The 14,667-nt window shown below is 66.1% G+C and carries 13 protein-coding genes; 12 read left to right on the forward strand and 1 reads right to left on the reverse strand.

Annotated features, from left to right (window positions below; all coding sequences use genetic code 11):
• Positions 1-134: 134 nt before the first annotated feature.
• From F6S12_RS11675 to F6S12_RS11725, 11 genes are all read left to right on the forward strand, one after another.
• A complete protein-coding gene (locus F6S12_RS11675; protein WP_072449937.1) occupies positions 135-905 on the forward strand; it encodes a FadR/GntR family transcriptional regulator in 771 nt (256 codons plus the stop codon).
• 102 nt (positions 906-1,007) lie between these two features.
• Positions 1,008-2,210, forward strand: a complete 1,203-nt coding sequence (locus tag F6S12_RS11680) for an ABC transporter substrate-binding protein (protein ID WP_015636094.1) — start codon at positions 1,008-1,010, stop codon at positions 2,208-2,210.
• 70 nt (positions 2,211-2,280) lie between these two features.
• Positions 2,281-3,141, forward strand: coding sequence for a branched-chain amino acid ABC transporter permease (locus F6S12_RS11685; protein WP_011061951.1), 861 nt, complete (start codon positions 2,281-2,283; stop codon positions 3,139-3,141).
• 2 nt (positions 3,142-3,143) lie between these two features.
• Complete coding sequence (locus F6S12_RS11690) at positions 3,144-4,154, forward strand: branched-chain amino acid ABC transporter permease (RefSeq protein WP_041118906.1); 1,011 nt, start codon at positions 3,144-3,146, stop codon at positions 4,152-4,154.
• Positions 4,151-4,912: an ABC transporter ATP-binding protein gene (locus tag F6S12_RS11695; RefSeq protein ID WP_011061953.1), complete on the forward strand. Its 762-nt coding sequence runs from the start codon at positions 4,151-4,153 to the stop codon at positions 4,910-4,912. Before F6S12_RS11690 ends, F6S12_RS11695 begins: the two co-directional genes overlap by 4 nt.
• Positions 4,912-5,607: an ABC transporter ATP-binding protein gene (locus F6S12_RS11700; protein ID WP_053152508.1), complete on the forward strand. Its 696-nt coding sequence runs from the start codon at positions 4,912-4,914 to the stop codon at positions 5,605-5,607. Before F6S12_RS11695 ends, F6S12_RS11700 begins: the two co-directional genes overlap by 1 nt.
• Before the next feature lie 13 nt (positions 5,608-5,620).
• A complete protein-coding gene (locus F6S12_RS11705; RefSeq protein WP_315868917.1) occupies positions 5,621-6,901 on the forward strand; it encodes a Zn-dependent hydrolase in 1,281 nt (426 codons plus the stop codon).
• Positions 6,898-8,310 (forward strand): amidase, encoded by a 1,413-nt coding sequence (locus F6S12_RS11710; RefSeq protein WP_194237990.1) that lies wholly within the window; start codon positions 6,898-6,900, stop codon positions 8,308-8,310. The genes F6S12_RS11705 and F6S12_RS11710 overlap by 4 nt, the downstream gene beginning before the upstream one ends.
• A 379-nt stretch (positions 8,311-8,689) precedes the next feature.
• On the forward strand, positions 8,690-10,084 hold the full coding sequence (locus tag F6S12_RS11715; protein ID WP_315868918.1) for an amidase: 1,395 nt from the start codon (positions 8,690-8,692) through the stop codon (positions 10,082-10,084).
• A gap of 87 nt (positions 10,085-10,171) precedes the next feature.
• Entirely contained in the window at positions 10,172-11,521 is a 1,350-nt protein-coding gene (locus tag F6S12_RS11720; RefSeq protein ID WP_015636101.1) for a citrate-proton symporter, read from the forward strand.
• Between the two features lie 116 nt (positions 11,522-11,637).
• A complete protein-coding gene (locus F6S12_RS11725) occupies positions 11,638-12,996 on the forward strand; it encodes an OprD family outer membrane porin (RefSeq protein WP_194237988.1) in 1,359 nt (452 codons plus the stop codon).
• A gap of 94 nt (positions 12,997-13,090) precedes the next feature.
• Here the strand turns inward: F6S12_RS11725 and F6S12_RS11730 are convergent, their stop codons facing one another.
• The gene (locus tag F6S12_RS11730; protein ID WP_169893472.1) at positions 13,091-13,993 is read right to left on the reverse strand and encodes a LysR family transcriptional regulator; all 903 of its coding nucleotides are present in this window, start codon (positions 13,991-13,993) and stop codon (positions 13,091-13,093) included.
• A gap of 199 nt (positions 13,994-14,192) precedes the next feature.
• Here F6S12_RS11730 and F6S12_RS11735 point away from each other — a divergent pair, with 199 nt between their 5' ends.
• The gene (locus F6S12_RS11735) at positions 14,193-14,666 is read left to right on the forward strand and encodes a hypothetical protein (RefSeq protein ID WP_015636104.1); all 474 of its coding nucleotides are present in this window, start codon (positions 14,193-14,195) and stop codon (positions 14,664-14,666) included.
• Position 14,667: the final 1 nt, after the last annotated feature.

Consider the following 14,667-nt stretch of genomic DNA (forward strand, 5'->3'; position numbering starts at 1 on the left):
GTGAACCCGACACAGTTATCTGATTACGCCCCCTCAACACCAAAAACGACACCCCATTCCCTCAGGCGGTTGACGCGCCGCCCTCATCTCTATTTATTACTATTTATCCGCATTAATACGATAAATAGCCGCCCATGCTGAAACGCCCCGTTCGCCGCAAACGCCAGAAGCTTTCCGACGTGATTGTCGAGTCGGTGAAGCGTTCCATCGTCACCGATGCCCTGCGCCCCGGGGATCGCTTGCCCACCGAGAAGGAGTTGATGGAAAGCTTCCAATGCTCCAAGGGCTCGGCCCGGGAGGCGCTCAAGGCGCTGGAGGTGGAGGGGCTGGTCAACACTCGCACCGGGCCAAACGGCGGCGCCTACCTGAACCAGGCCGGCACCGAGCCGGCCAGCCGCGCGCTGCGCAACTACCTGCACTTTCAGCACATGGACGGCGAGCAGGTCTATCAGCTGCGCAAGGTGATCGAGGTGGAGCTGGCGGTGTCGGTGATCGGGCGCTTGAGCGAGGCAGATTTCAAGGCCCTGCAGGACAACATCGACTTCTGCAGCCAACCCGAGGACAGCGAGGCCGGCCAGCGCGAACAGCGCATCGCCGAGCTGGAGTTCCACAACCTGCTGGGGCGGGCCTGCCCCAACCCGCTGCTGAGTTTCATGGCGCAGTTTCTCAACGATTTGCTGCGCGACCTGGTGGTGCTGAAGAAGGCCTACAAGCCCAAGCGCAAGCAGTTCGACGCCGCCAACCTGGATTACCACAAACGCTTGCTGCTGGCCTTGCGCGCCGAAGATGAAAGCGCAGTGCGCCAGTTGATGCACGAACACATGTGCGACGCCGAGCACCACATGACCGCCCTGGAAGGCGAAGTCACCCAGCACTTCCTGCTGGAGTTCGACCACCACCGATAGCGCCCGCCGTCCACCGCTTTGCCAATAACAAGCCTGAACACAGGCTGCTACGTCGATTCGCCATTGCCACTCCTGCCAATAACTAAACCAGGGAGTTACCCCATGCAGCGTCGTACGTTGTTGAAAGCCGGTCTGGCCGTTAGCGGTGCCCTCAGCCTCGGGCTGGGGGTGCGCAACGCCTTTGCCGCCGAACCCTTTACCTTCTACGGTTTGAAGTCGATGTCCGGCGCCTTTGCCAGCTATGGCAAGTTCGCCGACATGGGCTCGCGCCTGGCGGTGGAGCAGTACCCGACCCTGCTGGGGCGACCGCTGCACTACAAGGTGATCGACACCGAGGGCAACGCCGGCAAGGCGGTGCGCCGGGTGCAGGAGGCGATTGCCCAGGACGGCGCGCGGTTCTTCCAGGGCTGCACCCTGTCGTCTTCGGCGCTGGCGGTGGCCAAGGAGGTGGGCAAGGTCGGCGGGGTGTTCATGACCCCGGTGGGCGCCGATGAGGTCACTGGCAAGGACTGCAATGCCTCGACCTTTCGCTGGTCGGTGCCAACCTACGGCGCCATCCGCGAAACCATGGTGCCGCTGATCAAGTTGCTGCCCGAGGCCAAGCGCTGGTACACCATCACCCCGCAATACGTGTTCGGCGAAGCCTTGCTGGAAGGGGCGAAGCAGGTGTGTGCCGAACATGGCATCGAGCACATCGGCAACAGCTACCACTCCTTGCAGGAGCAGGAATTCTCCGGCTACCTGACCAACGCCATCGCCGCCCGCCCTGATGTGCTGGTGCTGTTGAACTTCGGCAGCCAGTCATCCAACGCCCTGCGCCAGGCGGTGAACTTCGGCATCAAGGAACGCATGAAGGTGCTGCTGGTGTGGTCCGCCGGGCTCGACCAGTTCCAGGAGCTGGGCAGCGACGTCTTGGAAGGCGTCTACCTCGGCGCGCAGTACTGGCATCAGGTGGACACCCCGCTCAATCGCGAACTGGTGAAGCTGACCCAGGCCAAATACGGCATCAACCCCACCTACCCGCTGGCCGCCGACTACATCGGCAGCAAGATCATCCTCGACACCATTGCCGCCACCGGCAGCTTTGACGGCGCTACCGTGGCCAAGGCCATGCAGGGCCTGACCTACCAGGGCCCCACCGGCGAGGAGAGCATCCGCGCCGGCGACCATCAGGTGATCAAGGATTACTACCTGCTGGTGGGCAAGGCCGCCGCCACGATGCGCGACAAGGACGACCTGGCCGAGGTGCTCAGCGCCGGTCGCTCGTTCCCGGATGTCAGCGCCACCGGCTGCGCCCTGGCCTGACGCTCGACACTTCTATCGCTGGCTACAGGCAGCGGGCTCCGTCCAAGGGCTCCCTGCCGAGGGTTCCTGCATGCTTAATTTGTACCTGTTCCAGATCCTCAACGGCCTCGGGCTGGGGATGATCTACTTCCTGATCGCGGTGGGCCTGACGATCATTTTCGGCCTGCTGAACTTCGTCAACTTCGCCCATGGCGCGTTCTTCGTGCTCGGCGCCTACATCTGCTACACCGCCGTCAGCCTGACCGGCAACTTCTGGCTGGCCCTGGTGCTCGCGCCCCTGGTGGTGGCGGCCCTGGCCTGGATCATCGAGCGCCTGTTGATCCAGCGCATCTACCACTTGCCGCACATGTTCCAGATCCTGGTGACCCTGGGCATCGCGCTGATCATCCAGGAAGCCAGCGTGATGATCTGGGGCCCGGTGGGCAAGGCCGTGGCGGTGCCGGAACTGCTGCGCGGGGTGCTGGTGATCGGCGACTTCGTCTACCCCTACTACCGCCTGTTCCTGATCCTGTTCTCGGCCCTGGTGGGGCTGGGCCTGTGGCTGCTGCTGGAGCGCACGCGCTTCGGTGCCCTGGTGCGGGCCGGCAGTGAAAGCACCGAGACCGTGTCGCTGCTGGGCACCAATATCTTTCGCCTGTTTTCCATGACCTTCGCCCTCGGCGTGGCCCTGGCCGGGATCGCCGGGGTGCTGTTCGCGCCCTTGCGCGGCGCCCAGCCCTTTGTCGGCCCGGAGATTCTCGGGGTGGCCTTCGTGGTGGTGGTGATCGGCGGCATGGGCTCGTTCGGCGGCGCCCTGGTGGGCGGCCTGCTGGTGGGGGTGGTGCAAAGCCTAATGACCAGCCTCTGGCCCCAGGGCGCCAGCCTGATGATCTACGGCGCCATGGCGGCAGTCATTCTGGTGCGTCCTTACGGCCTGTTCGGGAGAGCATGATCATGAGCGAGAAAAATCCCCTGCCCTTTGCCAAGACTCAATCGCGCGGCCTGCTGTGGCTGGTGATCGCGGTGCTGATCGGCCTGCCTCTGGTGCTGCCGTCGGCGACCCTGGCCAGCGAGATCCTGATCTTCGCCCTCGCCGCACTGGCCTGTAACCTGCTGCTGGGCTACACCGGGCTGCTGTCGTTCGGCCAGGGCATCTTCTTCGGCGCCGGTGCCTACTGCGCCGCCCTGTTGATGATCCATCTGCAGCTGGGGCTGTTCAGTGCCCTGCTCGGCGCGGCGCTGGTGGGAGCCTTGCTGGCACTGCTGGTGGGCGCCCTGGCGATCCGCCGTACCGGCATCTACTTCGTCATGCTGACCCTGGCCTTCAGCCAGATGGCCTACTTCATCGCCTACACCCTCAGCGACTGGACCGGCGGCGACAACGGCCTGCTCAGCGTGCCGCGCCCGGAGATCCGCATCGGTGACACAGTGCTGCTGTCCCTGGCCGACGCCCGCTATTTCTACGGCTTTGTCGCGGTGCTGTTCCTGCTGATCTTCATCGGTGCCCGGCGGGTGATCGCCTCGCCGTTCGGCAGCACCCTGATGGCCATCCGCGAGAACGAAACCCGCGCCGCCGCCATCGGCTACGACACCCGGCATTTCAAGATCCTGGTGTTCATGCTCTCCGGCGCGGTCACCGGGATTGCCGGGGCGCTGTACGCCATGCTCCTGCACTTCGTGCCGCTGTCGAACATCGACCTGGCGATGTCGGAAAACATCCTGATCATGACCATCGTCGGCGGCACCGGCTCGCTGTTCGGCTCCCTGCTCGGCGCCGGCGCCATCGTACTGCTGGGCGAGTTCCTCTCCGAGCTGTGGCCACGCTGGCTGATTCTGCTGGGGGTGATCCTGATCCTGGTGGTGGTGTTCATGCGCGGCGGTTTGTGGGGCGGTTTGTCGAGCCTGGTGGAACGCCTCAAAGGCTCACGCAAGACGGCCTTGCTGGCCGAGGAGAAACGCTCATGAGCAAGCCTGCGCAGTACCTGCTGGAAACCCAGAACCTGGAGCTGGCCTACGGTGCCTTCCACGCGGTCAACGGGGTCAACCTCAAGGTCGAGGCCGGCACCATCCACACCATCATCGGCCCCAACGGCGCCGGCAAGACCAGCCTGTTCCACTGCCTGACCGGCGAACGCCAGGCCACCGCTGGAGCCATCCGTTTCAACGGCAAGAACATCATCAAGAAACCCGCCCACGGCCGGGTCGGCCTGGGCATGGCGCGTTCCTTCCAGCTCACCAGCCTGTTCCAGAACCTCAGCGTGCGGGAGAACCTGCGCCTGGCCGCCCAGGGCCGAGACGGCCTGGGAGCGCTGAACTTCTGGCGCCACGTGGACAGCCGCCGCGAGCACCTGGAGGTGGCCGACCAGGTGCTGGAGCGCCTGCAACTCACGGCCCGGGCCCAGACCCTGGCCGGCGAGCTGTCCCACGGCCAGCAACGGGTGCTGGAAGTGGGCATGTCGATCTGTTCGAAGCCGCAATTGCTGATGCTCGACGAGCCCACCTCGGGCATGGGTATCGATGACATTCCGATCATGACCCAACTGATCAGCGACCTGGGCCGCGACCACACGGTGCTGCTGATCGAACACAACATGAGCATCGTCATGTCCATCAGCCAGCGCATCACCGTGATGAGCCACGGCCAGATCCTGGTCGAGGGCACGCCGGATGTGGTGCGCGCCGATGAGCGTGTGCGTGTCGCCTACCTGGGAGAAGCCGCCTGATGCTGACCGTCGAGAACATCCATTCCTACTACGACAAGAGCCACGTGCTCGAAGGCGTCTCGCTCAAGGTGGAGGCCGGTGAACTGGTGACCCTGCTGGGGCGCAACGGCGCGGGCAAGACCACCACCTTGCGCAGCATCCTGGGGATCATCTGCCCGCGCCAGGGCCAGATCCACTTCAACGGCCAGCAACTGGTGGGCCAGAAGATCTTCGAGATCGCCCGCCAGGGCTTGGCCCTGGTGCCGGAACACCGGGGCATCTTTCGCCTGCTCAGCGTCGAGGAAAACCTGCGCATCGCCCAGCGCAAGGCCAGCCGCTGGCAGCTGGACGACATCTACCGAATGTTTCCTCGGCTCAAGGAACGCCGCAAGAACGCCGGCCACGCCCTGTCCGGCGGCGAACAGCAGATGCTGGCCATCGCCCGCGCCCTGCTCAATGACCCCAAGCTGCTGATCCTCGACGAACCCACCGAGGGCCTGGCGCCGGTGATCGTCGACGAGCTGGTGAAAATCCTGCGCACCCTCAAGGAAGACGGCCTGCCGGTGCTGCTGGTGGAACAGAACCTGATGGTCTGCGACAAGCTCGCCGACCGTCACTACGTGCTCGAACAGGGCCGCGTGGTCTACCAGGGCAGCGCCGCCGAGTTTCGCGCCGACCCGACCATCAAGAACCGCTACCTGGCCCTGAGCGCCTGACGGGAGAAATGCCATGAACAGTCGACTGGACCCACTGCAGTCCTTGCAAAGCAATGCCCCGCTGATCAACCGCGAGCGCCTCTGGCAGTCCTTGATGGACCTGGCCCGACTGGGCGCCACCGCCAAGGGCGGCGTATGCCGCCTGGCCCTCACCGACCTCGACCGGCAGGCCCGGGACCTGTTCGTGCGCTGGTGCGAAGAGGCCGGCTGCAGCGTCAGCGTGGACGGCATCGGCAATATCTTCGCCCGCCGCGCCGGGCGTGACCCGAACCGCGCCCCGGTGATGACCGGCAGCCATATCGACACCCAGCCCACCGGCGGCAAGTTCGACGGTTGCTACGGGGTGATGGCCGGGCTGGAGGTGATCCGCACCCTGAACGACCTGGGCCTGGAAACCCAGGCGCCGATCGAAGTGGTGGTCTGGACCAACGAGGAAGGCTCGCGCTTCCCGCCGTGCATGATGGGTTCGGGGGTGTTCGCCGGCAAGTTCGACCTCGCCGAGACCCTGGCCAAGCAGGACGAACAGGGCCTGTCGGTGGGCGCCGAGCTGCGGCGCATCGGCTATGCCGGTCCGCGTGCGGTACTCGGCCACCCGGTGGGCGCCTATTTCGAAGCGCATATCGAGCAAGGGCCGGTGCTGGAAGACCGCCAGACCACCATTGGCGTGGTCATGGGCTGCCTGGGCCAGAAGTGGTTCGACCTGACCCTGAGCGGGGTCGAGGCCCACGCCGGGCCGACGCCGATGCACCTGCGCAAGGACGCCCTGGTGGGCGCGGCGCAAGTGGTCAGCGCGGTCAATCGCATCGCCCATGCCCATCAGCCCCATGCCTGCGGCACCGTGGGCTGCCTGAGTCTGCACCCGGGCTCGCGCAACGTGATCCCCGGGCAGGTGCAGATGACCCTCGACCTGCGCCACCTGCACGCCGATCGGTTGCAAGCCATGGTCGATGAAGTGCGCCAGGTGATCGAAGACAGCTGCCGCCAGCACGGCCTGAGCTTCGAGCTGACCGCCACCGCCGATTTCCCGCCGCTGGACTTCGACCCCGCCTGCGTGGCCGCCGTGCGCCAGGGCGCCGAGCACCTGGGGCTGAGCCACATGGACATCGTCAGCGGCGCCGGGCATGACGCGATCTTCATCGCCGAGCTGGGCCCGGCAGGGATGATCTTCGTGCCCTGCGAGGGCGGCATCAGCCACAACGAAATTGAAAACGCCGCGCCCCAGGACCTGGCCGACGGCTGCGCGGTCCTGCTGCGGGCCATGGTCAATGCCGCTCAAGGAGCTCAATCGCTATGAAGCAAGCCACTGACATCGCCGCCTTGAGCGGCGTCGAACTGCTGCGCCATTACCGTGACAAGCGCCTGTCACCGGTGGAGGTCACCGAGGACGCCCTGGCGCGTATCGAGCGCTTCAATCCGCTGGTCAACGCCTATTGCCATATCGACCACCAAGGGGCCCTGGACGCGGCACGGGCCTCCGAACAGCGCTGGCTCAAGGGCCAGCCCTGCGGCGCCCTGGACGGCTTGCCGGCGTCGATCAAGGACCTGACCCTGACCCGTGGCATGCCCACCCGCAAGGGCTCGAAAACTACCTTGGCCGCCGGCCCCTGGGAAGTCGACGCGCCCTTCTCCGGCTTCATGCGCGCGGCCGGCGCGGTGCTGCTGGGCAAGACCACCACCCCGGAATTCGGCTGGAAAGGCGTGACCGACAACCCGTTGTACGGCATCACCCGCAACCCCTGGGACACTCGCCTGACGGCCGGCGGTTCCTCCGGCGGCGCAGCGGCGGCGGCCTCGCTGAACCTCGGCGTGTTGCACCAGGGCAGCGATGCCGGCGGATCGATCCGCATTCCCTGCGCCTTCACCGGCACCTTCGGCATCAAGCCGACCTTCGGCTACGTGCCGCAGTGGCCGGCCAGCGCGATGAACATCCTCTCGCACCTGGGGCCGATGACCCGCAGCGTCGATGACGCCGTGCTGATGCTGCAGACCGTGGCCCGTCCGGATGCCCGTGACGGCCTGCTCGGCGCACCGCGCAGCACGCCCTGGTTACCGGAAAATGCCAGCCTCAAGGGCCTGCGCATCGCCTACAGCCCGGACTTCGGCTACGTCAAGGTCGACCCGCAAGTGGCGCGAGTGGTGGCCCGGGCGGTGGAGCGCCTGGCGCAACTGGGGGCACAGATCGAGCAGGTCGATCCCGGTTTCAGTGATCCCCTGGAGATGTTCAATACCCTGTGGTTCTCCGGAGCGGCGCGCCTGACCGCAGCCCTCAGCCCCGCCCAGCGCGCCTTGCTGGACCCGGGCCTGCTGCGCATCGCCGAACAGGGCGAAGGCATCAGCCTCAGCGACTACAGCGCCGCCCTGGAGGCGCGCGCCGCCCTGGTGGCCCACATGGCCGCCTTCCACGAGCGCTACGACCTGCTGCTCTCGCCCATGCTGCCCCTGACTGCGTTCGCCGCCGGACACAACGTCCCACCGGGCTCGGGCCTGGGGGAATGGATGGAGTGGACGCCCTTCAGCTACCCCTTCAACCTGACCCAGCAGCCGGCGGCTTCACTGCCCTGCGGCTTTGCCGACGACGGCCTGCCCGTGGGCCTGCACGTAGTCGGCCCACGCTTTGCCGACGAGCAAGTGCTGCGCTTGTGCCGGGCCTATGAGCAAGCGTTCCCCAGCCCCCACCCCCAAGCCCCCGTCCTGCGACACTGACCCGGGCGAAATCCCGTAGGAGCCGGCTTGCCGGCGAAGAGGCCCGCGGGCCTTGTGCAAACCCTGAGGCCGCCTTCGCGGGCAAGCTCGCTCCTACACCTGGTTCCGGCATCGTGCAGAATCCCGCAGGAGCCGGCTTGCCGGCGAAGAGGCTCGCGAGCCTTGGGCAAACCTTGAGGCCGCCTTCGCGGGCAAGCCCGCTCCTACAGAACGTCGCGATTGGGTGGGGCCGTATTCAATCGGGCCAAGGGATACGCCGCTGCAGTGCTCACAAAAACGCAACACCAGGCTGCGTCCTTTGTGATGGTTGGGCTAGGGTGGAAGCGATACAGTCGGGCCATCAGCAACCCGACTGACGCCCGACACAAGGATGCGTTCGATGACTGATTTGCACGATCTCTCCACCACCCAGCTGCTGGCGCAATTCGCCAGCCGCACCCTCTCGCCACTGGACTACTACGAGCATCTGCTGGCCCATATCGGGCGCTGGGAGCCGCATATCCGTGCGCTCTACGCCTTCGATCCGGAGCAGGTGCGCCTGCAGGCCCGGGCCGCCACCGAGCGCTGGAACAAGGGCGCCCCCAACGGCCCGCTGGACGGGATTCCAGTGACGATCAAGGAACTGATCGCCACCCAGGGCACGCCAATTCCCCTGGGCAGCGCGGCCACCACGCTGAAGCCGGCGTTGCAGGATGCTCCACCCGCCGCGCGGATGCGTGAGGCCGGGGCGATCATCCTGGCCAAGACCACGGTGCCGGATTTCGGCATGTTGTCCTCGGGGTTGTCGAGCTTCCACGGCATTACCCGCAACCCCTGGAACACCGCCTGCAATACCGGTGGCTCCAGTTCCGGCGCCGCTGCGGCCGCCGCGGCCGGTTACGGGCCGCTGCACATCGGCACCGATATCGGCGGCTCGGTGCGCCTGCCGGCCGCCTGGTGCGGGCTGGTGGGGTTCAAGCCGACCCTGGGGCGGATTCCCATCGACCCCTACTACACCGGACGCTGCGCCGGGCCCATGACCCGCAGCGTCGATGACGCGGTGCTGATGATGCGCTACCTGGCCAGACCCGATGCCCGGGACGCCACCAGCCTGCCGCCCTTGACCGGCGACTGGAGCGATGCGCCGGTGTCGGTCAACGGTTTGAAAATCGGCCTGATGCTGGAACCCGGCGCGGGGCTGCAGCCGGAAGGTTTTGTCTGCGCGGCGGTGGAACAGGCCGCGCGGTTGTTCGAGAGCCACGGCGCCCAGGTCCGCACCCTGGCACCGATCATGGACCGCGCTCAGCTAGACGGCCTCGACCGCTTCTGGCGTGCCCGACAATGGGCGGAACTCTCGGCCCTGGGCGCCGAGCAGTTTGCCAAGGTGCTGCCCTACATTCGCGACTGGGCGGCGCCGGGGGCCGACCTGTCCGGGGTCGAGGCGGTGCAGGGCTTCAACCAGACCTTCGAGATGCGTCGGCGTGCCGCCCAGGTATTCAGCGAGTTCGACCTGGTGTTGTCGCCCACCAACCAGGTCAACCATTTTCCCGCCCAGTGGCCGTCACCGAGCAACGACCCGCAGCAGCCGTTCGAGCACATCGTCTTCACCCTGCCCTGGAACATGGGCGAACAACCGGCGCTGTCGATCAACTGCGGTTTCGCCGCCGATGGCATGCCCATCGGCCTGCAGATGATCGCCCCGCGCTTTGCCGATCAATGGCTGCTGCAAGTGGCCAAGACCTATGAGAGCTGGCGTGGAGCGATCCACAACTGGCCGAACCCGCCGTCCCACTGACACACCGAAACTGCCACCTTCACCCCAGCCCCGGGCCTTGCCGCCCGGGGCCTGGGCAACCTATGAATAAAAATTCGAGGGGCCAGTATGCACAGCCAAGCGTCCAATCCATCCGCCACACCCGAGCCCGAAACGCCCAACGCGGCGGGAGGCAAGCGCAGCGTATTCGCGGTGATCCTCGGCAATGCCGTGGAGTTCTTCGATTTCGGGGTCTACGCCACCTTTGCGGTGATGATCGGCCACACCTTCTTTCCCTCCGACAGCGCCTTTGTCAGCCTGATGTTGTCGGTCACCGCCTTCGGAGTGGGTTTTATCGTGCGGCCCCTGGGGGCGGTGCTGATCGGCGCCTACGCCGACCGCGTCGGGCGCAAGCCGGCGATGCTCCTGACCCTGGTGATGATGGCCGTGGGCACCGGCAGCATCGCCATCCTGCCCAGCTATGAAAGCATCGGCATCGCCGCACCGATCCTGCTGGTGCTCACTCGGCTGATCCAGGGCCTGGCCTGGGGTGGCGAGGCCGGCCCCGCCACCACCTACATCCTCGAAGCCGCGCCAGCCCACAAGCGCGGCACCTACGCCTGCTGGCAGGTGGTGGCCCAGGGCGTGGCCGCCATGGCCGCCGGCACCGTGGGCTACACCCTGACCCAGGTGCTGTCCCCCGAGGACCTCAACAGCTGGGGCTGGCGCGTGCCCTTCGTGTTCGGCCTCTTGGTACTGCCAATCGGCATCTACATCCGCCGCAACCTGGCGGAAACCTTCCATGGCCAGGGCGAAGAAGCCAGCACCGGCAGCCTGGTGCGCCAGGTGTTCGGCGAGCATCGCCGGGCGCTGGTGCTGGGGCTGCTGATTCTGTCGGGCAGCACCATCACCCAGTACTTCATCAACTACATGACCACCTTCGCCCTCACCGAACTGAAACTGCCCACCAGCATCTCCATGCTCTCGACCCTGGTGGCCGGCGCGGCCATGGCGGTGTGCGCGATTGCCGGCGGCATGCTCTGCGACCGTTTCGGCCGCCGCACCATCCTCATGGCGCCGCGGGTGGTGCTGTTGCTGGTGCTGTTCCCGGCGTTGCAATTGATGACCGAGCACCCCAGCCCGACGACCTTCCTGCTGACCCTGGCGGTGCTCTCCGGGCTGCACGGCATGAGTGGCGCGGCGCTGATCGTGCTGCTGGTGGAGAGCTTCCCCAAGGCGGTGCGCTCCACCGGTTTCTCCATCGTCTACGCCTTTGGCGTGGCGGCTTTCGGCGGTACGGCGCAGATCATCATCACCTGGCTGATCGGCACCACCGGCAACCCAATGTCACCGGTGGGCTACCTGCTGGTGGCCAACCTGGTGTGCCTGACCGCCGCTTGGTTCGCCAAGGAAACCCGCCCGCAAGCACCCGGGCGCAGCAACCCCGGCCAACGGCTCGCAGAAGCCCGCGCCCGCTGAGCATTCGCCGCACTGCCCAAAACCCTTTTCCGGCACCGCGTCTTCCTCTACCCTGCCGGCCGCGCATGACCGCGGTCGGGCGGAGGTTCGACGCCTTTGATTTGTGGGGAAGCGACATGAAACAGCTCGTACTTTGCCTCCTGGCCATGAGCGCCAGCAGCCCCCTGCTGGCCCAGGACAACCCGCGCCCAAGCCAACAGGCCCAGGCCCCGGGCTTTATCGAAGGCAGCAGCCTGGACCTCAACCTGCGCCATTACTACTCCAACCAGCACACCCAACGCGACACCTACCTGACGATCAAGAAACCCGATGGCAACCAGCGCACCCGGGTGCGGGAAACCTGGGTACAGACCGGCATGCTCAAGTACAGCTCCGGCTATACCCAGGGGCTGATCGGCATTGGGGTGGACGCCGGCCTGTTCAGCGCAGTGAACCTGGAGCGCGGCCACGGCCGGGTGGCCAATGGCGGTGACCGGGTGCTGGTGGACAGCGACGGCGACGCCCTGCCCACCTGGAGCCGCCTAGGCATCGGCGATGTCCGCCTGCGCCTGTCCAACACCGAGCTCAAGGCCGGGCGCCTGATGACCGACAACCCGGTGCTGCGCTACAAGGACAACCGCGCCCTGCCCTCCAGCTTCCAGGGCGTGGGCGTTTACAGCAACGAAACCGACTGGTTGTCGCTGCAGGCCGGCAGCTTCGATCGGGCCATCCCGCGCACCGGTACCGGCAGCGAACGCCTGACCACCACCTTCGGCAACCGCGCCTACAGCGGCGAGCGCATCAGCTACCTGGGGGCGACGGTAAAGCCCGGCCTGGGCCTGGAAGGCAGCCTTTATGCCTCGCGCTTCGAGAACATGTGGGACCAGTACTACCTGGGCCTGACCCACCGCGCCGGAGACAAAAGCCGGCTGGCGCTGAAGACCGCGTTCAACTACTACCACACCCGGGACCAGGGCCAGCAGCGCCTGGGCTACATCGATAACGACGCCTTCAGTCTGGCGCTGACCGGCAGCCATCAGGCCCACAGCCTGACCCTGGCCTGGCAGCAGGTGTTCGGCGACGAGTACTTCGACTATGTGTGGGAGTCCACCGGCAACTACATGGCCAACTCCCTGTACTCGGACTACAACGGCCCCAATGAAAAGTCCTGGCAGTTGCGCTACGACCTGGATCTTGCCGCCTACGGCGTGCCCGGGCTGAGCGCCAGCTTGTGGCACGCCAAGGGCTGGGGCATCGATGGCACGCACTACGACGGTGACCGCGATGGCCGCAACCGCGGCTACAACGTGCGCGGCCTGGACGGCGCCAAGCACAACGAGAACGGCCTGATGCTGGCCTATGTGGTGCAATCCGGGCGGCTCAAGGATGCGGTGCTGCGCACCATCGTCTACAACCACCGCGCCAGCGGCGGGCAGATCGACGGCAGCTATGACGAGTTCCGCCTGGTGGGGAATTTCCCTTTCAACCTGTTCTGACCACCGCCCCTCCTCCGTAGGAGCCGGCTTGCCGGCGAAGAGGTCCGTAAGCCGTGCAGCGCTCTTGGAAACGCTTTCGCGGGCAAGCCCGCTCCTACGCCAGGCTATGGCGTTGCATCGCCCGGACAAGCATTTCCTGGCACCTGAGGGTCGCCACCGACAAGGGCCGGTTGCGCACCACGCACAGGTCCACCCGGATCCGCTCCAGGTATTGGTCGTCGATCGGCACGGCCACCAGCCCATCCCCCAGGTCCCGGGCCTCGGCATCCACCTGGGGCAGGATCAGCACTGCCGCACGTTGGCGGGCCAGGCTTTTCTGCACCTCCAGGGAGCTGGTGGTGAATACCGGAAGGATGTTCACTCCGCGCTTTTTCGCCGCGCTCTCCAGCGCCTGGCGCACACCGTAGGCCGAGTCGGGAATCGCCAGGGGCTGGCCCTCCAGATCCTGCAGGCGAATGCTCGGGCACTGGGCAAACGGGTGCTCGGCGCTGACCAGCACCCGGTGCCACAGTTGGCAGTGGGCGGTCACCTCCACTTCGGCCCGTTCCGGCAGGTAGAACGCCAGGCCCAGGTCGGCATCACCACTGCACAGGGCATCCAGAGTGGCGCCGGCACTGGCGATGACGATGTTGAAGGTGACTTTCGGATGGGCCCGGTTGAACGCCGCCAGCACCGGCGCCAGCACGCTGGAAACGATACTTTCCGACACATGGATGCTGACGTTACCCGCTACCTGGCTCTGCCGGCTGGCGATCACATCGCGCACCTGGTCGAAGCCGCGCAAGGTGGAGGTGACCTGCTCGGCCAGGCATTCACCCTCCACGGTCAGGCGAATGCCCCGGGGCCCGCGCTCGATCAGCGCGGTGCCGAAGAAGTGCTCCAGTTGCTCGATCTGCCGGCTGACTGCGGTGGGGGTCACGTACAGGCGCTCCGCCGCCTGACGCAGGGAGGCGCACCGGGCCACCTCGTGGAAGTAACGCAACGCTCGTAATTGCATGGCCGCGGGCCCCATCGTTGAACTGAGCCATGAGGCAGGCAATTACTGCGCCAGCCGCAGCGCCCCGGAACCGTTCAACACGCGGTTTTCACACAAAAGATTGATCTGAACGATGCCCCTGCCTACCCTGCCAGGGCGCCGATGCCTCATTCGGCAAGAACCCTCCCCGCCCCCTTGCCGTCTGCTTCCAAGGATTTCCATGAGCACTCTGCCCCGCACCGCACCACTTGCCGCAACCCTCACCGCCCTGGCGCTGCTTGGCGCCTGCTCCAGCGTGACCCGGGAGATCAACCCGGAGCCCACCATCACTTCCGCCGGCATCCTGGCCTTTCGCGATATCTGCCTGAAGTCCGCGCCGTCCTTCGCCGGCGCCGAGACCGCCGCGCGCAACCATGGCATCAGTGACCTGACCGATGCCGGCTTCGCCAAGATGGGCATGAACGAGGACCAAAGCCTGGGCGTGCAGATACAGGCCAACAAGGAATGCGCGATCACCACCCCGACCCAGAACGACAGCTCGCTGACCCAGCAATTTCTCAGCGTGGCCGGCAAGTTCTCCAGCACCCCGGTGGCCCAGAGCGTACCGAGCAAGATCACCCTCAACGGGCAGACCTTCATCCTCATGCACGACCGTCGTGGCGGTGAAGCCTATGTGATGCTCAAGACGCAGTGAC

Source organism: Pseudomonas sp. JV245A (assembly GCF_032424515.1).
Taxonomy (GTDB): Bacteria; Pseudomonadota; Gammaproteobacteria; order Pseudomonadales; family Pseudomonadaceae; genus Aquipseudomonas; species Aquipseudomonas protegens.